The sequence below is a fragment of the Macellibacteroides fermentans genome (assembly GCF_013409575.1).
GTDB lineage: Bacteria > Bacteroidota > Bacteroidia > Bacteroidales > Tannerellaceae > Macellibacteroides > Macellibacteroides fermentans.
Window position 1 is genome coordinate 671,238 of sequence record NZ_JACCCY010000002.1, and the last position, 26,107, is coordinate 697,344.

20 protein-coding genes and 1 riboswitch are annotated in these 26,107 nt (G+C 40.8%); of the genes, 8 read left to right on the top strand and 12 right to left on the bottom strand.

Annotated elements, in window-relative coordinates; all coding sequences use genetic code 11:
- Positions 1–87: 87 nt before the first annotated feature.
- Positions 88–1,296 (bottom strand): cation:proton antiporter, encoded by a 1,209-nt coding sequence (locus tag F5613_RS07780; protein WP_179399321.1) that lies wholly within the window; start codon positions 1,294–1,296, stop codon positions 88–90.
- A gap of 20 nt (positions 1,297–1,316) precedes the next feature.
- A riboswitch (Fluoride riboswitch) is annotated at positions 1,317–1,378 on the bottom strand.
- A gap of 91 nt (positions 1,379–1,469) precedes the next feature.
- On the opposite strand from F5613_RS07780, the gene F5613_RS07785 reads away from it, so the two are divergent.
- The 5 genes from F5613_RS07785 (at position 1,470) to F5613_RS07805 (ending at position 8,388) form a co-directional block, all read left to right on the top strand.
- Positions 1,470–2,198 (top strand): 2-phosphosulfolactate phosphatase, encoded by a 729-nt coding sequence (locus tag F5613_RS07785; protein ID WP_246303374.1) that lies wholly within the window; start codon positions 1,470–1,472, stop codon positions 2,196–2,198.
- 51 nt (positions 2,199–2,249) lie between these two features.
- Positions 2,250–3,257, top strand: a complete 1,008-nt coding sequence (locus tag F5613_RS07790; RefSeq protein WP_068178283.1) for a Gfo/Idh/MocA family protein — start codon at positions 2,250–2,252, stop codon at positions 3,255–3,257.
- 119 nt (positions 3,258–3,376) lie between these two features.
- On the top strand, positions 3,377–6,157 hold the full coding sequence (locus F5613_RS07795) for a TonB-dependent receptor (protein WP_179399322.1): 2,781 nt from the start codon (positions 3,377–3,379) through the stop codon (positions 6,155–6,157).
- 31 nt (positions 6,158–6,188) lie between these two features.
- A complete protein-coding gene (locus F5613_RS07800; protein ID WP_246303375.1) occupies positions 6,189–7,802 on the top strand; it encodes an Ig-like domain-containing protein in 1,614 nt (537 codons plus the stop codon).
- Between the two features lie 112 nt (positions 7,803–7,914).
- Positions 7,915–8,388, top strand: coding sequence for a toxin-antitoxin system YwqK family antitoxin (locus tag F5613_RS07805; RefSeq protein ID WP_068178873.1), 474 nt, complete (start codon positions 7,915–7,917; stop codon positions 8,386–8,388).
- A 271-nt stretch (positions 8,389–8,659) separates the two neighbouring features.
- Here the strand turns inward: F5613_RS07805 and F5613_RS07810 are convergent, their stop codons facing one another.
- The 9 genes from F5613_RS07810 to F5613_RS07850 form a co-directional block, all read right to left on the bottom strand.
- Entirely contained in the window at positions 8,660–9,085 is a 426-nt protein-coding gene (locus tag F5613_RS07810) for an RNA-binding S4 domain-containing protein (RefSeq protein WP_179399323.1), read from the bottom strand.
- Positions 9,086–9,094: 9 nt separating this feature from the next.
- Positions 9,095–9,658, bottom strand: coding sequence for an aminoacyl-tRNA hydrolase (pth, locus tag F5613_RS07815; RefSeq protein WP_179399324.1), 564 nt, complete (start codon positions 9,656–9,658; stop codon positions 9,095–9,097).
- An 84-nt stretch (positions 9,659–9,742) separates the two neighbouring features.
- Positions 9,743–10,315: a 50S ribosomal protein L25/general stress protein Ctc gene (locus F5613_RS07820; protein WP_179399325.1), complete on the bottom strand. Its 573-nt coding sequence runs from the start codon at positions 10,313–10,315 to the stop codon at positions 9,743–9,745.
- Positions 10,316–10,446: 131 nt separating this feature from the next.
- Positions 10,447–11,001: an STM3941 family protein gene (locus tag F5613_RS07825; protein WP_179399326.1), complete on the bottom strand. Its 555-nt coding sequence runs from the start codon at positions 10,999–11,001 to the stop codon at positions 10,447–10,449.
- Positions 11,002–11,006: 5 nt separating this feature from the next.
- A complete protein-coding gene (locus F5613_RS07830) occupies positions 11,007–11,300 on the bottom strand; it encodes a PG0541 family transporter-associated protein (protein WP_179399327.1) in 294 nt (97 codons plus the stop codon).
- 66 nt (positions 11,301–11,366) lie between these two features.
- Complete coding sequence (locus F5613_RS07835) at positions 11,367–14,492, bottom strand: efflux RND transporter permease subunit (RefSeq protein WP_179399328.1); 3,126 nt, start codon at positions 14,490–14,492, stop codon at positions 11,367–11,369.
- A gap of 21 nt (positions 14,493–14,513) precedes the next feature.
- On the bottom strand, positions 14,514–15,539 hold the full coding sequence (locus F5613_RS07840) for an efflux RND transporter periplasmic adaptor subunit (RefSeq protein ID WP_179399329.1): 1,026 nt from the start codon (positions 15,537–15,539) through the stop codon (positions 14,514–14,516).
- A 37-nt stretch (positions 15,540–15,576) separates the two neighbouring features.
- A complete protein-coding gene (locus F5613_RS07845; RefSeq protein WP_068178259.1) occupies positions 15,577–16,968 on the bottom strand; it encodes a TolC family protein in 1,392 nt (463 codons plus the stop codon).
- Between the two features lie 35 nt (positions 16,969–17,003).
- Positions 17,004–17,609, bottom strand: coding sequence for a TetR/AcrR family transcriptional regulator (locus F5613_RS07850; RefSeq protein WP_068178256.1), 606 nt, complete (start codon positions 17,607–17,609; stop codon positions 17,004–17,006).
- A gap of 227 nt (positions 17,610–17,836) precedes the next feature.
- Here F5613_RS07850 and F5613_RS07855 point away from each other — a divergent pair, with 227 nt between their 5' ends.
- A complete protein-coding gene (locus F5613_RS07855; protein ID WP_179399330.1) occupies positions 17,837–18,739 on the top strand; it encodes a helix-turn-helix domain-containing protein in 903 nt (300 codons plus the stop codon).
- Between the two features lies 1 nt (position 18,740).
- Here F5613_RS07855 and F5613_RS07860 read toward each other — a convergent pair whose 3' ends face one another.
- Entirely contained in the window at positions 18,741–19,259 is a 519-nt protein-coding gene (locus tag F5613_RS07860) for an HdeD family acid-resistance protein (RefSeq protein WP_179399331.1), read from the bottom strand.
- A 31-nt stretch (positions 19,260–19,290) separates the two neighbouring features.
- On the bottom strand, positions 19,291–23,841 hold the full coding sequence (locus F5613_RS07865) for a translocation/assembly module TamB domain-containing protein (protein WP_179399332.1): 4,551 nt from the start codon (positions 23,839–23,841) through the stop codon (positions 19,291–19,293).
- On the opposite strand from F5613_RS07865, the gene tsaD reads away from it, so the two are divergent.
- Positions 23,834–24,853 (top strand): tRNA (adenosine(37)-N6)-threonylcarbamoyltransferase complex transferase subunit TsaD, encoded by a 1,020-nt coding sequence (gene tsaD / locus F5613_RS07870; protein WP_068178242.1) that lies wholly within the window; start codon positions 23,834–23,836, stop codon positions 24,851–24,853. The two genes, F5613_RS07865 and tsaD, sit on opposite strands and share 8 nt — an antisense overlap.
- 11 nt (positions 24,854–24,864) lie before the next feature.
- Positions 24,865–26,106, top strand: coding sequence for a competence/damage-inducible protein A (locus F5613_RS07875; protein WP_079681930.1), 1,242 nt, complete (start codon positions 24,865–24,867; stop codon positions 26,104–26,106).
- Position 26,107 lies beyond the last annotated feature (1 nt).

Below are 26,107 nucleotides of genomic sequence, written 5' to 3' on the forward strand. Positions count from 1 at the left end.
GAAGACAGATAATGAAATTCATTATCTGGGGTATCTGTAGTCAGACCGGTTAACCGGTTCACTACAGATACTTTATTTTATGCAGGTTTATACATTGGTTTTATCCCTTTCGTCGCTTTCGGTTCCTAAAAGTAACTTCTTATAGCTTACATCTACGCCAAAAGCTCCCAGAGGTGCGGTAATCAGGATGGCAAGCACTGCCACAGTGAGCACAATCTTCCCGCACGATAGTCCCAAGGCAAGCGGAATGGAGCCAATCGCCGCCTGTACGGTGGCCTTTGGCATATAGGCAATCATACAGAAGATACGTTCTTTGGTGGTGAGAGACGTTTTCAGTAAACTTACATACACTCCGGCAAGGCGGAAAATCAGCACACCAAAGATAAGCAGTACGGCTGCAAAGCCTGCCGCAACTGCATATTTAATATCTACTGTGGCACCTACAAGTACGAAAAGTAAAATCTCCGCACCTACCCATAATTTATTGAACTTGGCCGATAAACGCTGGGCTAAGATTCGATAGGTCTTTAACAATGTGGCACTCATGCCCATAACGGCCAACAACCCCGACAGAGGTACAATTCCTTTCAGCTGTTTTTCGAGAGCTACAAATAGAAAGGATATACTTAACAGAATAAGAACTTTGATAGAGTCTCTTAAATGAAACCGTTTGAAATAGACACTCAGCAACAGCCCGAACAATACACCTGTTGCCAGACCGGTACTAATGGCGACGGGAATTTCGATGAAGCTGGTTGCAGATACTTCTCCTCCCGATAGCAAACCGGTAAAGGCTGTGAATAAAACAATTACAAAAACATCATCCACCGAAGCGCCAGCCATGATAAGTTGCGGTATGCTTTTCTTCGTGCCTATTTTGTTTTCCATCAGGAACAGCATTTTAGGTACGATAACAGCTGGCGATACGGCTGCAATAACTGTTCCCAGCAATGCTGCTTCCAATACAGATATTCCCAGAAGGGTAGGAGCCAGCAATATCATTCCGGCAATCTCGAAACAGGCAGGAACAAAACACATCAGGAATGCCGGTCGGCCTACCTTTTTCAAATCATCCAGATCCAATGCCAGTCCGGCGCGGGTAAGAATAATAACAAGTGCAAGCTGGCGTAAATCGGCTGAGATGGAAAGAATGGACGGACTAAGTAGATTAAGTACATACGGTCCGAGTATAATTCCGGTAAACAACATACCCAGTAAAGCCGGAAGTTTTAATTTGGAAAAAATGTAGCCCAGAGACAGGCCCAATAAAAAGATGTAAGCTAAACTTGTCAACATAGCAAATGCTCTCTATTTAGAGTTAGGTAGGTATCATCAGCCTTTTGGGCGGTTTCGGGCAGATTCCATTGCCAAATTTTCTGCAAAAGTAGTCGTATTTTTTAATGTAGCCAACAGGTTCGGAAAATTAAAACACTATCTTTGCAAAATAACGTTGCAATTGAAATTATACAATGATGAAGATTGATGTGTGTTTTACACCCGCCTTGTATCCCTTCTACCATACTGCCGACGCGGTTGTGGTGGTGGTCGATATTTTCAGGGCAACAACCACCATGTGTGCCGCCTTCGAGAATGGCGTGCAAAGCATGCGTCCGGTGGCAACACTTGGCGAAGCACGTGCCTATAAATGGCAAGGCTGGCTGGTAGGTGCGGAACGTAATGTAAAGCGTTGCGAGTTTGCCGATTTTGGAAATTCTCCTTTCGATTACCCTACCGATAAGGTCCTGGATAAAAAAATTATTTTTACAACTACCAACGGTACCCGAGCCATAACAACAGCCTCCGAAGCCTACCGGGTGGCTGTTGGCGCATTTAGCAACCTGACTGCGGTAACAAAATATTGTCTGCACCATAAACACAATGTGATTGTACTCTGTGCAGGATACAATGATCGGTTTAACATAGAAGACTCTTTGTTTGGAGGAGCCCTGGTTTCGTCGCTGTTGGAAACTGGCGAATTTGAAACCGGATCGGATGCTGCCGTGGTTGCATACGAAATGTGGCAGAGTCAGAAAGACGATATGATCGGCTTTATCAACCGTTCGGAGCATATCTGGCGATTGAGGGCAAACGGACTGGAAGATTCGGTTCCCTTCTGCCTTACGCTCAACACTACTCAGAAAGTTCCCGAGCTGGTGATGCTGGGTGGTGTACTGGAGCTTTTTCCGGCCTCTTTTTAATGCTGTTTTTTCTTTTTTACTAAAATACTAACAACCAAATTCTTTATAAGGATGAACACAACTACAGATAAAATTCGTTTTGGAGTAGTCGGTACCAATTTTATTACTGACTGGGTGATTGCCGGAGCACGACAAGACAGTCGGTTCGAGCTGGTGGCCATATGTTCCCGTAAAGAAGAAACCGGACTTGCTTTTGCAAAAAAACATGGGATTCCCTATACATTTACTTCCCTCGAAGAGATGGTGACGGGGTCGTTGGTGGATGCAGTCTACATAGCATCGCCCAATTATAAACATGCGGAGCAGGCCATGTTGTGTATGCGACATGGTAAACATGTACTCTGCGAGAAAGCATTTGCTTCCAATGCTCACGAAGTGAGACAGATGATTGCGGCTGCAAAAAGTAACCATGTCGTATTGATGGAGGCAATGAAGCCCACGCTTACACCTAATTTCCTGGCTGTAAAGGACAATCTTGAAAAGATTGGGAAGGTGAGGCGTTATTTTTCATGCTATTGCCAGTATTCGTCAAGATACGATAAATTTAAAGAGGGTATTGTACTGAATGCCTTCAAACCCGATATGTCTAATGGAGCCCTGGTGGATATTGGTGTATATACGATTTATCCCATGGTTGTATTGTTTGGCAGACCTAAATCAATTACGGCAAACGGGATAAAGTTGTCGTCGGGTGTGGACGGACAAGGAGTGGTTTCCTTCGAATACGATGGTATGAATGCCACGGTGCTCTATTCCAAAATAGCTAATTCGTCTCTACCTACCGAAATTCAGGGAGAAGAGGGGAATATTACCCTGGATAGGATAAACATTATAGGAGATGTAACGTTATCGTATCGTTCCGGTAATAAGGAGGTACTTACCCAACCCGATCTGAAAGACGATTATTACTATGAAATATGCGAATTTATCAATGTGATCTGTTCCGGGAAGATGGAATCGGACGTAAATAGCCATTCGCATTCGCTTATCACCATGGAGATTATGGACGAAATCCGTCGTCAGCTTGGGGTGGTTTATCCGGCCGACCGGATTAAGTAGCTGTTGCACCTGTAATGTAATCGTCATATTTGTTGCATGGAATGTGACAACTTGTACACATAATTGAAATATCGGGCCTCTACTTTTGCATCGTAATCAAATTGGATGATGTTAAAAGTATGAAGACGATACGTAACAGGCTACTATTACTCCTTGCCGGAGTGTTTCTTTCTCTCACAATCAATGCGCAGACGGGTGTTATTTGCGGAAATGTTTCGGATGCAAAATTAAACGAACCTCTTATTGGTGCTTCTGTTGTTATCAGCGGAACAACAACGGGGGTGGTTACGGATTTGGATGGAAATTTCCGTATCGAAAATGTTACTCCCGGAACGTATGCTGTTTCTGTTTCTTATGTGTCGTACCAGACACAGGTTATTCCTTCCGTGAAAGTGGTTGCCCGTCAGGAGGCGGTTGTGAATGTAAAATTGTCGGATGCCGACTTACAATTACAAAATGTGGTGGTGGTTGCCCAACGTAAGCTGGGGACTGAAATGGCAGTGCTTAATACGGTGCGGAACAGTCTGCCGGTTATGAACGGAATCTCCTCGCAGCAGATTGCAAAGACACAAGACAGCGATGCAGCCGAGGTGTTGAGACGTATACCAGGTATCACCATTATTGACGACCGGTTTATTGTTGTCCGAGGGTTGGCCCAAAGGTATAACAGCGTATGGCTGAACAATGCGACCACTCCTTCCAGTGAAACAGACAGCAGGGCCTTTTCTTTTGATGTGCTGCCCTCGTCACTTATTGATAACATGATGGTGTATAAATCGCCTTCTCCCGAATTACCGGCCGATTTTGCCGGTGGATTTGTGAGGGTGATGACCAAAAATATTCCGGATGGAAACAGTTACTCGTTTCAATATCAGGCCGGATTCAATACCAATGCTTCTTTTAAAACGTTTAAGCTGACCAACCGGTTGGGCGCCGATTTCTTTGGGTTCGGTGCAGGAGGACGTATGCTTCCCGGAAATGCTCCGGCGCATCTTAACGATGTCTCTCCGGAAACGGCTGCAGCTTTCACCAAACAAATCAACCAACGTTGGGGGGTGAAGACTTTCACCGCACTGCCCGAACAGAAGCTGTCGTTTACCATGAACCGTAGTTTCAATATGGGCGATATGCGTATCGGGAATGTTACCTCCGTAAACTACAGTACGGGATACGATTACTATGAGATGGAGAATAACCGTTATCAGTCGTACGACATGGTTAATAACACTTCTCGTTACGACAACCATTACTTCGACGAAGCATATAAAAATACAACCAAGCTGGGAGCCTTGTTCAACTGGTCGCTGCTGGCGGGTAATTCAAAATATGAATTCAGGAATTTCTTTAACCAACGAGGGACCTCTTCTTTAATTCAGCGCGAGGGTACCGATTATTATTCTGATTTGGATGTTCGCTACTGGGAGTCGTTATACACGGGCAGAACTACCTACAGCGGTCAGCTTAGCGGCGAACACCGGTTTGCCGAGGATGTAAATAAACTGGACTGGACAGTCGGTTACAGTTACGCCAATTACAATGAACCCGACAGAAAGGATGTGTATTCGAAACGTAACCCGGATGGAAGCGCGATGCCTTATCGGGTGGACGAGGCCAAGCGTTATTACCAGGAACTGAACGACAACGGTTTTTCTGCCGGTACGAATTACGAACACAAACTGAAGGTGAACGATCTGTTCTCGCCGGTTATTTACGGTGGACTGTACGGCGAATACAAAACACGTGATTTCGAAGCTCGCAGATTCGGATACAATATGTTGGGTAACGGATACGACCGGAACGCCGACTGGGAGTACAGTCATCTGTTTACAAGTGCCAACATGGGGGCAGATAAGATTTATCTGATTGAGAATACCAATAAGAGTGACTCTTATACTTCTGATAATTTTCTTGGCGCAGGTTATGTGTCAGCCCGACTTAACTATGGAGAGAAGCTGAATGCCAATGTGGGTGTGCGGGTGGAATATTATAACCTGAAACTGGATGGCTACGAGCCCGACGGTGTTAAGCCTGTAAATCTGGATCAGAGTACAACCGACCTTTTCCCTTCAGTAAACGTGAGCTATAACTTTAACGAAAAGCATCAATTGCGTCTGGCTTACGGACGTTCGGTCAACCGTGCCGAATTTCGCGAGATCGTTCCCTATGTTTATTACGATTTTGAACGTTTTGCCAATATCTCGGGAAATGCCCAACTGAAAAATGCCTATGCAAATAATTTGGATATCCGTTACGAGTTTTATCCTTCGGCCGGCGAAACGGTCAGTCTGGGTGGTTTCTATAAAGGGTTTAATGATCCTATCGAACAGACTTATCACGAAGCTGGATCGGGTGTACAGTATACATTCATGAATGCCGACCGCTCCGAGGCACTGGGATTGGAGCTGGATGTAAAGAAGCAGCTTGATTTTATCGGGTTGAAAGACCTTAGCTTTGTCTTCAACGGTGCTATCATCCATAGCAAGGTCTATTTCGAGGAGGGCTCTTTCGAGCGCAACCGACCCATGCAGGGACAGTCTCCTTACCTTATCAACACCGGTCTTTTCTATCAGAACGACAACAACGGACTATCGGCATCGGTATTGTTCAACCGTATCGGTAAACGAATCGAAACGGTGGGTATACCTAAGCAAAATCCTAACGACGATATTCCGGATGTTTACGAGATGCCCCGCAACTCACTGGACCTTAGCTTTTCAAAGAAGATTGGCAAGATGGTTGAGATTAAGGGTGGTGTAAAGGATCTGCTTAATGCAAAGATCACCTATAATCAATTTTTAGATATAACCGACCCTGCAGGAAATACGCAGACTGTTAATCAGCTTATTCGCTCATACAGACCGGGTGTTACACTGAATGTGGGTGTTTCTGTAAAATTTTAAAATGAATTTCCTATACAAATTTAATTAGTTTATGAGTATGAACAGATTGTTATTAAAAGGAATGGCTTCAATATTTATGATGGCCACTTTATTTGGGAATGTTTCGTGTAGTGATTCGGACGAAGAACCAATCGCTGTTGCCGTAACGGGCGTTAAGGTAGATAAGGAATCGGTTGCTATTAAACCGGATGCCGAAGTAACCCTGGTTGCTACGATCACTCCGTCGGATGCTGCCAATAAGGAGGTTAGCTGGACATCTTCAAATACCGGTGTGGTGTTGGTCGATAATACAGGTAAAGTGAAAGGTGTGGCCGAGGGTGAAGCTACGGTAACCGTAAAAACAGCTGATGGCTCTTTCGCAGCTTCAACAAAGGTTACAGTTGATATAAATGCAGGTGAAACTGGTAAGGCTGTGGTTCTTAGCGGCGAAATTAAGGAAAATATTACCCTCCGCAGTATAGACCAGAACTTATTGAGAGGTTTTGTATACGTTACCAATGGTGCTACCATTACCATACAGCCGGGTACGGTGGTGAAGGGTGAAAAGAGCAGCAAGGGTACCTTGATTGTAGAGCCGGGTGGAAAGATTATTGCCGAAGGGAAAGCCAATGCTCCGATTGTATTTACTTCAGATCAGCCTAAGGGTTCTCGTAACTATGGCGACTGGGGTGGTATTGTTCTGGCTGGTAAAGCTCCGGTAAACACAGGTACCAATCCGCAGATTGAAGGTGGTCCGCGTACTACTTACGGGGGTACAGTGGCCGACGATAATTCGGGTATTCTTAAGTATGTGCGTATTGAGTTCCCTGGTTTTCCATTGGAACCTAACAAAGAGTTGAACGGTCTTACCATGGGTGGGGTTGGTAGTGGTACTACCATCGAATATGTACAGGTATCTTATTGTGGCGACGATTCATTCGAATGGTTTGGCGGTAAGGTGAATGCCAAGCACCTGATTGCCTATAAGGGTTGGGATGATGAGTTTGATACGGATTATGGTTACCAGGGCAAGCTTCAGTTCTTGTTAGGTGTTCGCGACCGTGACCGTGCAGATACTTCTAAGTCCAACGGTTTTGAATCTGATAACGATGCTTCCGGTTCAGGTAACTCACCGCTTACAACTCCCGTGTTCTCTAACGTAACCTTGATTGGTCCGTTGTATGGCAACTCAGTTGGTAAAGCTGATGCCGAAATTCTATACAATACAACCGATGCAGCTAACGGAGCAAAGGGTGGTCAGTATCAATGCGCAATGCATATCCGCCGTAATTCGGCTCTGCAGGTTCACAATTCCGTATTTATCGGATGGCCTTATGGCTTGTTCCTTGATAAAGCCAACAGTGCGGCTGCTGTGAAAAACGTAGTATTTGCCGGTATGTGGAAAGAGGCTAAGGATGATGCCAGTGCTTCTTATTTCTTAACTGCAGGCTTGGGTAACAGCTCTTTTGCTTCTACAAATGATGTGATTAAGACAAACGGTCTTTATTCGTCGGTAGATGCAGCCAAAGTTGCAGGAGCAAGCTTTACGGATGCTGCCATCAGCGATTCATTCTTCACCAAAGTTAATTACAAAGGTGCGTTCGACGGCACAAACGATTGGACTGCAGGTTGGGCCAACTGGGATCCACAGAATACAGATTATTAATTGAGATACAGAAGAAGGCAGTTGGTTGCAGTGTCTTTTATACGAGACCTGAGGCCTGCTGCCTTTTCCCGCAGATAAAAATAAAGGTTCGTTTTACCTTACGCATACAGATATGATAAAGAATTTAATGATAACATCGGCCTTATTGATGGGAGGGAGTACTTATGCTTTTGCACAGGACTTGTTTCTGAATGAAGGTCAGTATTATACCGACGAGACGCAGACTACCTTGTACACAGGAAGATATACCGAGTTTTACGAAGATGGCATGCTTAAGATGGAGCTGCAGCTGGAAGACGGTCGCCCGCAAGGTACATACGTGGTTTACTATCCTGATGGTAAGATTGCCGAAGTGCGGGCATATTACAAGGGGCAGTTTCATGGAACATGGCGTACCTATAATGAGGCTGGCGATTTGGTGGCCGAGGCTAATTACCGCGACGGACTAAAAGACGGTCCCTGGAAGGTATGGAATGATCATGGAGTGTTGCGCTTTGAAATGTTTTACGACAAAGGTCGCAAGTCAGGTATCTGGCGTACCTGGGATGATGATGGTAAGTTGCTGACCGAACAAAAGCAGGATTAAGGAATTGTTCCTTAATCTTTAGCCGTAACCCGGTTATGAATAAAGATTAAAGATACCGGATACATAGCTTGCGCCCATGGGGCCGATAAATTAGGCCCATGGGCACATTTTATCGCCTCCATGGGCGCAATATTTTAACCAAGGTACTTTTCAGCTTAATATCCCCAACTTTCAGGCTTAATAGTGGATACTTCCGGATTTAAAAAAAGGTATCTCATTTGTTGAGACACCTTCTGTATGTTTATTTGTTATGGTAATCTTACGGATAATCTTATTCATTGTCGGTATCGAAGTCGAAATCGAAATCAAAATCGTCCATAGCATCGGGTCCGGCAAACTGTTCCAGCTCCCTGCGGTCCTTTTTGGTTGGGCGACCCATGCCTTTAGCACGATCTACAAACCCGGAAATTTTGTTCAGTTCCAGAATCTCGTACTGATCGGCGGTGGTTACATTTTCCAGATACTGGGGAACCATTTTGGCACCCATCCGTCTTTCTGTTACCTCAAGCACTTTAAACGAGTAGGTGATAGGGGGCTTGCGTACCTGAATTACATCTCCCACTTTAATCATTCGGGAAGCCTTTACATTTACTCCCTGAATCATTACTCTGTTCTTTTTACATGCTTCTGCAGCGATGGTACGTGTTTTGAAGATACGGGTGGCCCACATCCATTTATCAATCCTTACCTCTGCCATATCCTCTGTTTATTTATTGTTGTACTGATTCATTGTTGTCTGCACACCAGCCAAACAAAAACTTTTGATAATCTCGACCGCCCTCTTCATCTTCTCAGGCATCTCAGCCAGCTCATTGGGAGGAAACTGTCCCAGAACGTAATCGATCTGTCTGCCCCGGTGGAAGTCGCTTCCGATACCAAACCGCAGTCGGCAGTACTCCTGGGTGCCTAACATTTCCTGAATATTTTTTAATCCGTTGTGCCCGGCATCGCTTCCTTTGGGTTTCAGTCGAAGTGTGCCGAAGGGTAAAGCCAGATCGTCTACCACAACAAGCAGGTTTTCAACCGGAATATTCTCTTTCTGTAACCAGTAACGCACGGCGTTACCGCTCAGGTTCATAAAGGTGTTGGGCTTCAGAACTATCAATTCACTGTTTTTAATCCTGAACTGGGCAGTTGCTCCGTACCTGTTTTCGGTAAAAGATACACCGGCGTCTTCGGCCAGGGCATTAGCAACCCTGAATCCAACGTTATGGCGCGTACCCAAATACTCCGAACCAATGTTTCCCAATCCTACAATTAAATATTTCATGCGTATACTTTTTAAAAAGGAAAAAGGGAAGAATATCTCTTATTCAGAAACACCCTTCCCTTTGTATTATAAAACTTTTCCGAATTAGTTACCCTTAGCTGCGGCACCTCTTGCGGCACGAGTCAGCTTAACAGCACATACAACGGCATTCTTTGCGTTCATAAGTTCAAGACCTTCGAAGTGAAGAGCACCTACCTGCATGGTCTTACCCAAACCAAGTTTGTCGATATTGATGTTAAGTTTTTCAGGAATTGCAGTGTAAACAGCTTTTACCTTCAACTTTCTCATTTCAAGGCTCAATTTACCCCCTGCCTTAACACCTTCTGCAAAACCATCTAGAACAACAGGTACTTCCATTACGATAGGCTTGTTGTCAAATACTTCAAGGAAGTCGATGTGCAGAACAGCATCAGTTACCGGGTGGAACTGAAGGTCTTTGATGATTGCTTTTGTCTTTTTATCTCCGATAGTCAAATCAACAATGAAAATCTCTGGAGTGTAAATCAATTTACGAACAGCATCTTTAGTTACATTGAAGTGAATAGTGCTTTCTCCACCATAGAGAACAGCAGGAATCATTTCTTCTTTACGAATAGCTTTAGCAGCCTTTTTTCCGATTTCAGTTCTCGGAGTTCCTTCTAATTGGAATGTTTTCATTTTACAATTTGTTTTTTTGTGTTACTCAAAATTAGCTTTCTTCCTAATTTCCCATTACACGAGAGGTAAAAAGCGGTGCAAAGATACAAAATAAAATTGATTTACAAAATAGATGTCACTATTTCAGTTATCTACACTATTTCAGGTCGCTTATATACTGAATAATACTTACAAATAGTATCATACAGAATGTCAAAGGGTTCATCCAGTAATCTGGTAGAAATACAAATGGGTGAACCGTAGAAATCGTTTTTCAGCTTTAAAGTTCTTTTTTTACTGTTTGTTTTCTCTTTATGTATATATTCTTCTGGATTACGAAGAACTAAAACAACATACTTAAGTTCTAGGTTGCTGATGTCGTTCATTACCTTGATCTTAGTAACATCATCCCAACGGATAATACCTACCTGGCTACCTGTAGCCAGGTCTTCAATTCCCTCACTTGTTAAACGTACTCCAATATACTTGGATTTATGTAATTTATATAATGAGTAAACAGTAAAAACAAAAAGACCGCAAGAAACAGCTCCTACTAATAAAATGGCCATTTTGCCTTTGCCAAATTCAAGATTGTCGGCCCATAAAACAGGAATTAGTCCTAATAATAAGGATGATACCAGCCCAAATAGAAGCTTTAGTCTTGTTCTTTTATGGATTTTGAATTTAACTTCCTTGTTTGTTTCCATTTATATTAAATACTTTTTTCTATATTCCAGACAAAGGCTCTAAGGCCTTGAGCCTCTGTTTGTTTATCTATTTTGTGAAGCAAGTTTAAGAAGTTGTCTACTTTTTCATCTTCCACCATTGTTAGAATGGCCGAATTAAGTGTAGGCCATGCATGGTTACCATAATGGGGATTTCCGGTTTTACTACCTCTACCTTGAAGTTCTTCCCAATAGGTAAAACCGCGCAGATTGTTTCTGTCCATTATGCTTAGTATCATTTCATAATAAGCCTGATTAAACGATATAAATATTGCTTTCATTTTATACTTATTTATTGGTTTATAATTACAGGGATAGATGTTTTATCTATCCCTGTAGTCGTATAGTTATAATTGATCGAGTTGTATAAGTTTAGCATGTTTTCTGCGTTTACGCTTTACTCCATTGGCTGCAAAAACAGAATAAACAACTGGAACAATAATTAGTGTAATCACTGTTGATACAGCAAGTCCCCAAGCTACAGTCATACCCATGGGTCTCCACATTTCAGCACCTTCACCTGTTCCAACAGCCATTGGAATCATACCTAATACGGTAGTCATTGTAGTCATAAGAACCGGACGTAAACGCGATTTCCCTGCAGTTACTGCAGCACCAATAATACCCATTCCTCTTTCTCTACAAAGAATCATATAGTCTATAAGAACAATTCCATTTTTAACTACGATTCCCAAAAGCATGATAACTCCAATTAAAGCCATTACACTTAATGGGGTATTTGTTATAGCTAGTCCCATAAATACACCTGTGAATGCAAAGGGAATGGAGAACATAATGACAAATGGATCAATGAGTGACTCAAACTGAGATGCCATAACAATGAAGATAAGAATAACAATCAAAGCCATTAGCAATCCCAGATCTGCAAATGTTTCTTGCTGATCTTCGTAAGCTCCACCAATTACATGTGATATTTCACTCGGAATACTCATCTTTTTAATCTCAGCACGAGTCTGGGAAACGAGTTCGCTCAGAGCAGCTCCTTTTCCAACATATCCCGAAATTGTTACAATACGCTCCCGGTCTTTTCGCTCGATAGTTGGAGGTGTCATCCTTTCAACAACTTTACCTAATTCTCTTATTCGTATGCCTTTTCCCTGATTATTGTAGATCAGAATATTCTCTATGTCTTCGATCGATTGTCTGAATTCGGGTGCATATCTAACGCGTATGTCGTATTCTTCACCTTCCTCTCGATAATAAGAAGCGGTTATCCCATTAATTCTGCTTCGAAGGGACTGAGACGCAGAAGAGACATTAAGCCCATTTAAAGCAAGTTTTTCTCTATCGAAGTCAATCTGGTATTCCGGAATATAATCACCTCGGCTAACAGTTACCTGACTACAGCCTTTTAGTTTCTGCATCCGGGCTGATAACTCTCTGGCAACTGAGTCGGTAAGCGCAAAATCATAACCATATATTTCAACATCAACGGTGCTTTGTCCTCCCATAGATCCATTACTGCCTCCTGCTATTACTTCAAAGGTTTTAATTTCTGTATACTTGTTTAGATCTTCGCGCATTAAGTCACAGATTTCTGTTAACCCCCGTTCTCGTTCGGCAATACTTGAAAGGCTAATATTGAAGTTCATGATGTGTGTACCATTGTCGCTCATCGAAGCCCATGCATTATCGGTATCGGCTTGTCCGGAACTGAAGTTACAGGTTTCAATTTCAGGATATTTATTCATAAATTCCTTGTTGATCTTTAATGCAAATTCTCTGGAAATTTCTTGACGTGTACCCACTGGTAATTCAATCTTGATACCTATTCGTGCATTATCTTGAGTAGGAAAGAATTCAGTCTTGATTATTGGCAGAAGCATTAAACTAGCTGCAAATATGAGTGTTATTAAACCAATAACAGTTTTTCTGTGTCGTACCGACCAGTTTAACAACCGTGCATAGGCTACATCCAATGCATCCAATGCTTTTTCGATTGGCGAATAGAATAAGATAAAGAGTCGTCCCTTCTTAGGGTCTAAACGCATCATCTTAGATGCAAGCATTGGGGTAAGGGTTAATGCTGCGGTTGTAGATATTATCATGATAATACTTACAATCCATCCAAGTTGACGGAATAATACGCCTGCCATCCCTGTCACCATAGTAAGAGGTAGAAATACTGCTAACATGGTAAGAGTAGAAGCAATAACTGAAATTGCCACCTCGTTTGTTGCATGAACAGCTGCTTGCTTTGGCTTACTTCCTCTCTCAATGTGGGTTGTTATATTTTCTAGAACAACAATCGCATCATCTACCACCATCCCTATTGCAATAGAAAGCGAGCTGAGTGATATAATGTTTAGTGAATTGCCTGATGCAAGCAGGTATATGAATGCTCCAACCAGAGATATGGGGATGGTGAGAATAATAATGAATGTTGCCCTCCATCTTCCAAGGAATATAAATACAACCAACATAACCAGAATAAAGGTTATCAGGATTGTTTCTGTTAAACTTGAAATAGTGTTTCTGATATTCTTTGACGTATCAACAATTACACCAAGTTTAACATCCGAAGGTAATCCTGCCTGAATCTCAGGAAGCTTTTCAAGTACTGCATTTGATATTGCTACTGAGTTAGCTCCCGATTGTTTTTGAACAATGATCATTCCTCCACGTGATCCGTTATTATAAACTTCCTGTGAACGCTCAGCAATTGTATCTTCTATACGAGCTACATCCTTTAAATAAATATTCTTTCCATTTGAATTTCCAATTACAGTGTTCAGAAGCTCATTCGCATCCGTAAATTCTCCCTGCACTCTTAATGAATAGGTGTTGGAGCCAATATCAATGCTACCACCGGGTGTATTGAGATTTTCCTGTCCTATGATTGAAGAAATAGACTGTATTGAAAATCCATAAGCTTCAAGTTTAAAGGGATCGCAATATACCTGAATCTCTCTTTCGGGGGCTCCGGCTATAGAAACAGAACCAACTCCACTAATTCTGTTCAGAGGATTGACCACTTTATCGTCCAAAATCTTATAGAGAGCGTTTGTACTTTCGCCTGCTTGAACACTTAATAAAAGAATAGGAATATCATCCATTCCGAACTTGAAAATAGTAGAGTTGCTTACATTCTCTGGCAGTGCTGACTCAACAATGTCTAATTTATCTCGTACATCGTTGGTTGCAACATCAATGTCAACACCATACTCAAATTCAAGGGTGATAACCGAAATATTCTCTTTTGATTGTGATGTAAGATGTTTTAAATCACTTACACTATTTAAAACGTTTTCCAAAGGACGGGTTACATTGGTCTCAATGTCCGATGCACTTGCTCCATTATAGGCTGTCATAACCATGATTGTGGTTTCATCTATTTGTGGAAGCAAGTCGATGGAAAGTCTGTTTAGGGAAAAAAGACCGAATATAGCTATTGCCACAAATACAAGGGCTGTAGTTATCGGTTTTTTTACCGCTGTTCCATATATACTCATAGTAATAAATTTCTTTTAGGTTTATTTTACGATTTCAACTTCCATGCCATCGTTTAGTCGGCTCTGTCCGGTAACAACAACCTGGTCTCCGTTTTCTACACCCGAAATAAGTTCGTATTTGTCTCCCATACGGCGACCTAATTCAACTTTATTGTATGATACCTTGCCGTCTTTGTACACATAAATGTAACGATCTCCCGAACCGGACTGCTTAACAATGGCTAAGTCGGGAACAACAACGTTTTGCTTCACTCCGAAGTTGATTGTGATCCGGGCAAACATTCCCGGACGAACACGCTCGTCATTATTTGCTACCGTTATTTCAACCGGAAAAGTCCGGGTTTGAGAATCTATAGATGGGTAGACAAGACTTACTTTTCCAGCAAATGTTTCGTCGTCGTATACATCTAGTTTTACATCTACGGGCATTCCTTTCTTCACTTGAGTAAAAAGCGTTTCCGAAATATTTACCAGAAGTTTAACCGGACGGATTTCTTCAACTACAAAAATGGGAGTACCCATAGAAAACATATCCCCGCTATCGTAGTTGCGTGCAGTTACAACTCCGTTAATCGGACTTAATAACTGTGTATTCTCCGACAGATTGCGGTAGCTTGTCTTCGCAATCTCAAGAGAAGTCTTTTGAGCTTCCCATTGCGATTTAGACACACCTCCTATTTTATATAATTCATCCAGACGTTTGAATTCGGCTTCGATGTTTTCCATCTGAACTTTAGACTGCATCAGGTTGGACTGATCCATTTGGGCCAGTTTCTGACCTTTTCTGACTTTATCGCCCACCTCTGCAAACACCTTATCTATTCGAACGGCCATTTGAGGAGCTATCTTATTTGTAACACTCGCTTCAACGGTAGCGGTAAATTCGCTTGTCTGTTCCACGTCTTGCGAAGTAACTGTTTCAACTTTTACCTGTACTTTTTGATCTTGTGTGGTGGTTTGATCCTTTTTTTCGCTGTTGCAAGACACTAATAATAGTGCAGCCATGGTTATGACGGGTATTCTGTACAACATTTTACTTGTCTTCATTGTATTTATCCTATTGAATTTGTTGTTTGTATTCATTTTATTTTTGTTCTCCCAGAGTTTTCTCCAAGTCTGATTTAGCTATCATATAATCATAAATAGCCTGATTGTAATTTAATCTCGATTGAGTAAGAGCTAATTCTGCATCATTTAATTCAAGCAACGTGCCTGATCCGGTTTCGTATCTCTTTTGCGCGATCTGATATCCTTTCTCCGACTGACTAACACCTTTTTGTGCTGCATTGAATTTCTTGATACAGGTATTCATATTGTCCAGATACTGCTTAAGAGCCAATTGGAGGTTTCGCTTGGCATCTTCACGTTGTAAGCTGAGTTGTTCGAGAGTTACCTGCGATTGTTTGATTTTGTGGTATTTGCCTCCTCCGGAAAATATTGGAATCGACAGCGACACTCCTACAACCGAATAGGGATTCCATCTGTATTCGCTGAATTTAAAATTATTGTTCATAGCCGACCATTGATACATTCCAGACAAGGATAGGGTAGGCAGGTATTCAAATTTTTGCATTTTGATGGTTTCTTTGAGCTGATTGCTTTGAATATCAAGCTGTTTAAGATCCGAATTGTTGACCAACGAAGTGTCGGTACTTAGGTAATCTGCGTATAACTCGTTTTCAAATTCTGTAAGTTTGCCTTCGCAATCTATGGCAAGATCCAGGTCCATACCTAAAAGGGCTTTAAGCTGCCATTTGGCAAGTGTCAGCGCGTTTTCGGCTTGAAGCATATTTGGAATGGCATTCTTTACACTTACATCTGCTCTAATCAAATCATATTCGGCAACCAGTCCCTGATCAAACTTCTTTTTAATATCCTGGTAGTTTTCCATGGAATTGTCGTAGCTGCTTTTAAAAACCCGGTAAGAGTCGTTTGCCAGCAGCACTCCATAGAAGCTTTTCTTTACCTGATTTACCATGGCTATTTTTGATGAACGGGCCTTTTCAACTGCAAGTTCCACATCAATGGCCGATATAGTAAGGCTTTTCCAAAGTGTTGGTGCAACAAGTGGCATGGACGCATTAAAGCCATAGCTCCAGTTATTATCACGACCTACTTCAATTCCTTTACTTATATCCATAGTTTCTGTTCCTTCGGTGGGTGTTGTTGTTTCAGATCCTCCTCCCATGGCTCCGAATCCATCAAGATACATAACCTGCTTTTTCAAAGTCCGGTTATAATCGGCCGAAAAATTAATTTGAGGAAACAGTGGGGCATAGGCACCTTTTTGGGCATACTTTTTCTTTTCAATTTCTTTATTCGCAACCTTTACGGTGGGATTTTCACTTAAGGCGATCTCTAAGGCTTTACTCAGATCCAGTTTCAATGTATCCTGGGCGCTCAAAGTAAAATCCGTTGAGGGCAATAGTATAAGTATTGCCAGCAGCATCTTCTTACTTATCGATAATTTTTTCATTTACAGATTATTTTGATTGTTACTTTATTTTATGTTTATGAATGGAATACTTTGGATGTCAATGCATAATGTCTTATAATTTCTTGTCCTTTATCAGTACTGATACCTCTCAAAAAAAGATAAACAACAGTACTATATATCTCTACCAGAGAGTGACTGGAAAAAGCTTTCGATGGTTCCAGCATATTGATGTGCTTGTTGGCTATCAATGTTACCAATTCAAAGTTTATCTCAGACAAAAAAACGCCCTCTTTAACTCCTCTGTCGAATAACCTCCTGCATGTTTCAGAGAACTCACTTTTGTAAAGTGATTCTATTTCCATCGCCCTTGGATAGCGCTTCAAATCCGCATAAAACTTTTTGTTGTAGCATTTGGGATGTTTAATCAGCTCGTGATAAAATCCGAGAATAGCTTCAATTACAGTTTCAGATTCTAATTCATATGTGCTCAATAGCTTTTTAAACCGGTTGTAAGTATATACAATCCCTCTACACAATAAATCTTCTTTATCAGTGTAAAATTCGTAAATGGTTCTTTTTGAAATCCCCATCGACCGTGCTATATCATCCATGCTAACACTCTTTATGCCATTTTGAGCGAAGAGGTCGTAAGCTGTTATCATTATCTGATCCTTTATCATTCTTACTGAGTCTGAAATTTGAATTTAGTTGAATGTGCAAATTTCTTTTATATTAAGAAAACTGGAAAGGTTTATTCCGTTACAGAGTTAGTCAAAATCGAATTTCTTTATGTTTTATATCTTAATTATATGTCAAAATTAAAGCAACTTTGGTGAAAAATGAAACATGATAAAATGGATGTTGTATTTTATTATTGTTTATATTTGCAAATATATAATTAACTTTTATGATACATTTGCCATCTTTTGAAATCATAGAATTAAATAAAGAAATTCTAAGCAGTGATAATTTCAATAACGATGTAATTGTTGCAAGTGCTGAAGGATCTCATTTCCCGTCGGAGAATCCGGACGATCTTTATACATCTCCTTTGCGAATAAATGCTGTAATGTTTATCCTGGTACTTCAGGGTACGGCGAAAGTTGGGATTGACTTTACATTATATACTCTGATGAATCCTAGTTTATTGATGATAATGCCGACACATACAATTCAGGTATATTCGAGAAGCGAAGATTTTAAAGCAAAACTTCTTATTCTGTCGCAGAATTTTCTGGATGAATGCAGTTCTATTAAAACCCCTCCTTCGGCAACCTTGTATATGCAGCTTCGAAAAAATCCGTATGTATTACTTGAACCTGAAGAAGCCGTCTTGTTAAATGATTATATGAAGCTGTTCATAAATAAGATCAGATTAAAAAATCATCACTTTCAGCTCGAAGTGCTACGTAATACATTTATCGGGTTTACATTGGAATTGGGTAATATATTTGTAGATAAGGAGAGTATTCACAAACAACCTGTCTTAACCAGAAAAGAAGAGATGTTTCAACATTTTCTGGAGTTACTGTTAACGCACAGTAAAAGCGAGCATGGCGTAAATTTTTATGCCGAAAAATTGTGCATCACTCCACAATATCTATCTCTTATACTTAAAGAACTTACCGGAAAATCTGCCAGTAAGTGGATTGACGAAGCTCTTTTGATGGAGGCTAAAGTATTGCTTAAAACCCCCAACTCCACCATTCAGCAGGTTGCCGATATGTTAAACTTTTCGGATCAGTCTACTTTTGGTAAATTCTTTAAGAAATATATGGGAATATCGCCAATGGAGTACAGGAAGTCCTGATTTACCTTTTTCTGAATCTGAGCCAGCTAATAGCTTCACATAGTCCGTAAAAGATTGAGGTCGCACCAAATAGAATGAAGGTGTTTGTTATTACCGCAAACGGATAAACAATGATTATAATTCCGATTGCTAAGGTGATTGTTGGCATAATGTAAAATGGCCATGGGATAATATTCCATTTCCGAGCTAAAATCAGGGTTATCAGCTGATGGATACCTGCGATTAGAAGCAATCCCCCAAATATGTACATCAGAATGTTAACAAAGAATTCAGGCATAATAAGTAGCCAGGCTCCAAACAGTATACTTCCGGCACTTTCAATCGGGAATATTGCTTTACTTGCAGATTGCAGCTTTCTTTGTGTAAAATAGGATAGTAGCGATATGATCCCGGGGAATATAAATAATACACCGATTGTCATTACTAAATAAAGAATGGCCAGCTCTGTCCACAGGATCAACATTAATCCTAATAATATGGCAAAAATGCTTCTTAAAAGCGTGTTGTTAATCTGTTTCATTTTAGTACTTGTTTTTTTAGTTTATTATAAGTCAGTTGGAAGTGTTTTGGGTTGAGTCGGCTGGGATAAGCTGGTATCTTCTGCGCTTACGGAAAATATCACCCAGGCGATCAAAGTCCTTTTTAAACATGATGCCAACTCCTTGAGTTGTGAGAGCTGATTTAAGATATTTGTACATGTCATTGGAGTGGTTGTAGGCTTTTAACCTGATTTCTCCACTTTTGTTTAGTTTATATTCCAAATCGAATTCTCCGACAAATGTTCTGGGTTGTGTTGGGTTATTCTTATACCCGAAATTCCCGTTAAATAGGAGTCTGTTATCCAAAAGCTGACTCGAAAGCATCATTTCAACTTCTGTATCCGTAAAGGATGACTCACTGGCCCGTATGTTTGTTCCAATCTGCACTTTGTCTGTTATGCTGCTTAGAATGTTGGATAGTTGCGATGATATGGCCGAAGAAGCTACCGATGCAAAGCCAGATGTAGTGGAGCTGACCATGGCATAATCGGGCGTATAGAATTTGTTCAAAACCAATAGGTAGACAACCTGGCGGGTCATCATTTCTTCGGTGTCGACCAAGCTACGCATTTTTCTTTCAAGCTCTTCATTCGAATTAGGGAGTTCCAAATCAAAAGAAATAGTCGGACTCCTTAATACTCCATTTAAATTCAATACACAGTTTACAGGCACATTGGTCCGGGCACTTTCCTGTGCCAAAGATTCATCCAAATCCCCTAAATTGGCAGTCAAACTGTAAATTGCATTGATATCCAGATTGGTATCAAACGGATCGCCTCGGAAAGATACTGTACTTCCTTCCCTTAATTTAAAGTCTTTCTGGATAACCTGCTGGAGACTGAAATTATAACTTCCGCTTTCTATGCTGTATGCTCCATACATTCGTAAATCAGTTTTTGTACCGTACTGGATTTGCATATTGCCATTCCCATACCCCTTAATCTTATCTCCGGATACAGGATCCATTACAAGTTCAATTTGTGCATCGGGTGTTAGATCCAGTAAAAAGTTCATTCGGTATTCTGCACCTCCAGATGAATTTTGTTTCTTTTCTGAGGAAAGACTACTTCCTTTACTATCAGTGGCAATTGTGTCTTTTTCAACAAAGTTGATAAAGTCGTATTCCATGGCTTTAGAACCCTCCATAAAATTCAATGCAATGGAAGTGCCGGGATTACTTCTCATATTTATATCAAAGTTAATGAGTTGTTCATTCCCTTGTATCGTAGCCGAACCACTTCCGTAGGCTGTTCCCGAAATCTGGGGATTCTGACGTGGAGTGGCATTGTATAATAGCATATTGTCTGCTTGTACAGTCGCTTTGAAATTGAAGTCTCTGAAAAATTGATGATTTACCTCTCCGTTTACCTTCCCTTTATTTCCGTCTTTATCGTACAGAGTAAGATCTTTTACCCGGATTGTTTCCGGCGTAAGATGTATTGAATCTGTAAAAGTATAATAGGTATTCAGATAATCGATACCGAGACCTCCGTCTTTAATCAATGCTTCACCTTCTACTGTAAGCTTACTGAACGGACCGAACAAATGAACATTACCAAATCCACTTCCTTTGATGTTCTTCGCAATGTTCTGCATAAAAGGTTGCAAAAAAGAAATATCAATATCATTCGCATCAAAGTAAAGCGATAGTCCGGATTTTTCACCAACCGGGTAAATAAACCCGTTAATATCAGTCCATGTACTGTCATTTTTATAAATGCTGCCAAGCATCATGATTCCTTGCTGCTGATCGTCCCACTCACTGTATAGATTTAATTTACCAAAGGGAACTTTGTTGAATGAAAAGTTTTCTATTTCCAGATCCGTATTTAACACACGGCTACCATAAAGATCATTCAGATTAAAGGTCCCTGTCGCCTTTCCGCCGAATTGTAGTACCGGAATGTTTACTATGTCGAAAATATAGCTGAGTTCTACATCTTTTAAGTCAAGCTTGAGGGTGTCTGTGGGTGTTTTGGAAACATCTCCATCCAATCGAATAAACTGATCATCGTGATAAGCGTAAAAATTATCAATCATAATTCTCCCGTTTTCAATGAAGATATTGGATGGCTCTATTTGCCAAGGAGAATCATTGACAATAATCGGACTTTGATTCAGTTCTATTTCAGTCCTTAATTTGGCAGGTCCAGCTTCTTGTTCCTGCATTACAAAGTGGGTAGACGAAGATAAATCTGCTTTGAAAGTTTTTGATTTATTGTTTGCCCAACTGATTAGGGAATTGATTCTATCGTTTTTTGCATTTAAAGAAAGATCAAGGTAGTTTTTAAGTCCCTTGTTGTTAAAGTTAGTTGCTTTAACATGAAGAACGATTTCATCAGTGGGATTATCGCATACCATATATCCCGATTCGAAGGCCGAAGCACCAACCTTAAATCCCGGAAGGAATGCTTCAACTCTGAATTTATTGTATTTGTTATTGTAGTGTCCCACAATACGAGATTGGTTTACAATCGTTACAGGAAGTTTAAGCGTTTTGGAAATACTATCGGTATTTTCTATCGTAAGCAGTAATGAGAAGTTATTCTCTTTGGTTTTCTTTTCTTTCTGAGTTGCCTTGATTAATGCCGGAAGATATCCTTTAAAGGTATTCATCAGGCTGGGAATTATAGTTTCAAATGAATATGATCCGTTAATTTCTCCGTTAATAACGTCGGATGTGATGGTTAGCCTTCTGTCTAAAGAATGCCCTGAAGCAGCGATTTGAAATTTATTGATGAAAAATTCGCTGGGAGCTGTTTTGAATAACAGGCTGTCAATGCGGATATTACCTTCAACATTATCAATCGTATTCCCTGTAAAATCGGCTTTTAACGTACCTGATATCTCAGGAGAATCATATGCATTGGTAAGATGAAGCTTATCAGGCCGAAAGCTCTTTAAGTCTGCAACAAAATTAAAAACAGAATTTTTACCACGGTGTTCAAATAGGCCCTCGGCATATAATGTTCCATTCGGATCATCAACTTTAATCATCCCATTAAAACCGTTCTTCATGAAATTCCCGGTAAGATTTACATTCTTATAAGTGTAGCCTTTAAAATCGACTTCGGTTACGAGCGCTTTCACATTTCCTGAAAAATTACCGTTTACCGGACGTTGGGAGTCAAGTGTTATATCAAAGGCAACATTTCCATAAGGATTTCCGGCATCAAAAAGTTCATTAATTTTAAGATCGGAAGTCGCCATATGCCCCTTTAGATAAGTGTCAATTCCCTTTGATTTATTTCTTCCAAAAATTAAGTCGGTTTGAATTGCACCGATAGCAGATGATAATCTGCCGAATGCTACCAGATTATCAAAAAAACCAGAAATTTCTCCTGTAAAGTTGATTGTTCCCAATTTGACAATCTCTCGTGGTAAAACCACTGGCTTACTGCTGAAGTTATTCGCCAGGCCTTGAATACCTCCGGTAGTCAGGTACATTTTGTTAACCTGACCAAACACATAGGCTTCTTCCGGATGGGTGATACCTTTCAGTTCCATCTTGCCTAAGAATAACATTTTGTCGCTGTACTTTACAGTAAGCCTTTTCAGATCAATATTGTCAACACTACCTGAAACTTCGGCCGACATTTCGATTATGTCGGCAAAATTCTGAAAAGCAGGAACAAATGAGGCAAGATCTTTCAAGCATACTTCCGATGGAGCTATCCGTAAGGTTAACTTGGCATTATCAACCAGCTGTCCTATACTGTCTACTTGTGTCAGGTCCACATTTGCCCTATCGATCTTTAAAGCGGTTTGAGGTAATTTAACCTCAAAATTTTGAATAGAAGCACTATCTTTATTTGCAGTAAGATTGAGCGTTAGCTTGTTTAATTCGAATCCAGATTTCTCAGTAAAGCTAAGTTTCTTGATAGAGGCATTAATACTGTCCTTATTGAAAGCCTTGATGGATATCTTGGCGCTTATATTCTTTATAGCTACATGTTTTCCGTTAAATTTACCAGGAGTTTCGGGAGTACTGCTCACATCGAATGACACATTCCCTTTACGAACTAGTACTGAGTTAAACTTTAAATCAACGTTGGTCTCTTTTTTTACGGAATCCTTGCTTGCAAAGGCATCAATAATAAATTGAAGATTTAACTTTTCCTGGGGAGTTGCTTTTTTTAGATGCAAATCGAATCCAAACAATCTTACTGTTGTGAAAACAAATTTACCCTTCAATGCTGGTAGTAACTCAAATCCCGCAGAAACATGGTTCGCTTTGAAAAGTACGGATTTATGCTGATCCTCCAAATACAAATCTTCAAGCACAATACTGTGAAACCATTCAAAATCAACTTTCCCAACTTTTACGGGTACACGCAAGTACTCGGATAATTCTTTAGACGCAGTATGTGCGATTTTCTGTTGCACATAGGGTATATGTAACAGAATTACCGGTACGGCATAGAATATCCAGAATATAAAAAGAAGAAAAATTATTATGTATTTAAGACCTCTGATACCTTTACTATATTTTAAGTACAAAACTACAATAATATCGCGATAGATTTTGTTAATTTGCAGAAAAAAAGAATATAGTATGTCCATAACAATCCTTGGAATCGAATCATCTTGTGATGACACTTCGGCATCTGTAATCAGAGATGGCGTATTGTTGTCCAACATCATAGCCGGCCAGGCTGTACATCAGTCCTACGGAGGCGTTGTCCCCGAGCTTGCATCGCGTGCCCACCAGCAAAATATTATTCCTGTGGTAGCAGAAGCTATTAAACGTGCAGGAATTGATAAATCAGAATTAAGTGCTGTTGCTTTTACCCGAGGTCCCGGATTAATGGGCTCGTTGCTTGTAGGAACTTCTTTTGCCAAAGGTTTCTCAGCATCACTAGGTATACCTATGATAGAAATCAATCACCTTCAAGCGCATGTATTGGCTCATTTTATAAAAGAAACACCCGATGATACAGATCAGCCAACCTATCCATTCCTTTGCCTGCTGGTATCTGGGGGAAATTCTCAGATAATAAAGGTGAATGCCTATAATGATATGGAAGTAATAGGACAGACGATTGATGATGCAGCAGGAGAAGCTTTTGATAAGTGTGCAAAAGTTATGGGATTAGGTTATCCTGGCGGACCTGTTGTGAATCGTTTGGCTAATGAAGGTAATCCGAAAGCTTTTGAGTTTAATAAACCACATATTCAGGGGTATGACTATAGTTTCAGTGGATTGAAGACCTCTTTCCTTTATACTTTACGTGACCGGTTGAAGGAGGATCCGGATTTTATTGAAAATAATAAAGCAGATTTATGTGCTTCGCTTCAGTCTACCGTGATTGATATTCTGATGACAAAGTTGCGTAAAGCAGCAAAAGATTTAAATATCAAAGAGGTTGCTGTGGCTGGAGGGGTTTCTGCCAATACGGGACTTAGGGATGCGTTTCATGATCATGCCGCCCGTTATGGATGGAAAATTCATATCCCTAAATTCGCATTTACTACTGATAATGCAGCAATGGTAGCCATTACCGGGTACTATAAATACATGGATAAAGATTTTTGTGCAATGGATGCGGCACCATTCTCAAGAGTGGTTTTATAAATTATCGTGTTATGAATGTAGAGATTATCACCATTGGAGACGAGCTTTTGATTGGTCAGGTTGTAGATACCAATTCGGCCTGGATTGGTCAGGCGCTCGGAAATGAAGGATTTCGTGTTGTGTGGCGTACTACGGTGGGCGACAACGAACAGGATATGCTTGATGCGTTTGATGCCGCAATGAACCGGGCTCAGATTGTATTGGTTACCGGAGGTATCGGGCCGACAAAAGACGATATTACAAAGCAGACTCTGTGTAAATATTTTCATACCCGCTTACGTTTTTCTCAAGAAGTCTATGAAAATATAGAAACAATCTTCTCTCGTGGAGGTAGAGTAATGAATGAACTTACCCGCAATCAGGCTTTGGTGCCTGAAGATTGCACCGTTATTCAGAATACCGCCGGAACAGCTCCTGTAACCTGGTTTGAAAGAAATGGTAAGATTCTGGTTTCCATGCCCGGAGTCCCGTACGAAATGAAATGGATAATGAGCAACGAGATAATTCCACGACTCAAAAAAAAGTTTCTTCAGGACGTATACATTAAACATCATACTTGTTGGGTAAAGGGCCACACTGAATCTTTGTTGGCTATTAAGCTAACGGAATTTGAAGAAGCCCTGCCCGAATACATTAAATTAGCTTATCTGCCTCAGCCTGGGATTATTCGATTAAGATTATCTGCCTATTGTGATACAGAATCGGAAGCATTACGAATTATAACCGAGCAAGCGTTAAAGTTGCGTGAAATCTTAGGTGAAAATATTATAGTTGAGGAAGATAAACCCGTACATGAGATGATTGGCGAGCTGCTGATAAAAATGAATCTCACTCTTGGTACAGCCGAAAGTTGTACAGGGGGCCGTATTGCAGCCCAACTAACTTCCATCCCCGGAAGCTCAGCTTATTTTGTTGGCAGTATAGTCTGTTATGCTAATCGTGTAAAGGAACAACTGTTGGGAGTATCACCACTTGACCTTTCAGAAAAGGGGGCAGTCAGCAAAGAAGTAGTAGAACAAATGGCCAAGGGCACCTTGCTTACGCTTGGTTGCGATTGCTCTGTGGCTACATCCGGCATTGCCGGTCCTAGTGGAGGAACCCCCGAGAAACCTGTAGGAACTGTCTGGATTGCTGCAGCCTGCCGCGATAAGGTAAGGTCTGAATTATTCCACTTCGGTACCAACCGTGAACAGAATATGCTACGAGCAAGTAATATGGCTTTATTAATGTTGCTGGATATGCTTCAATCATAAT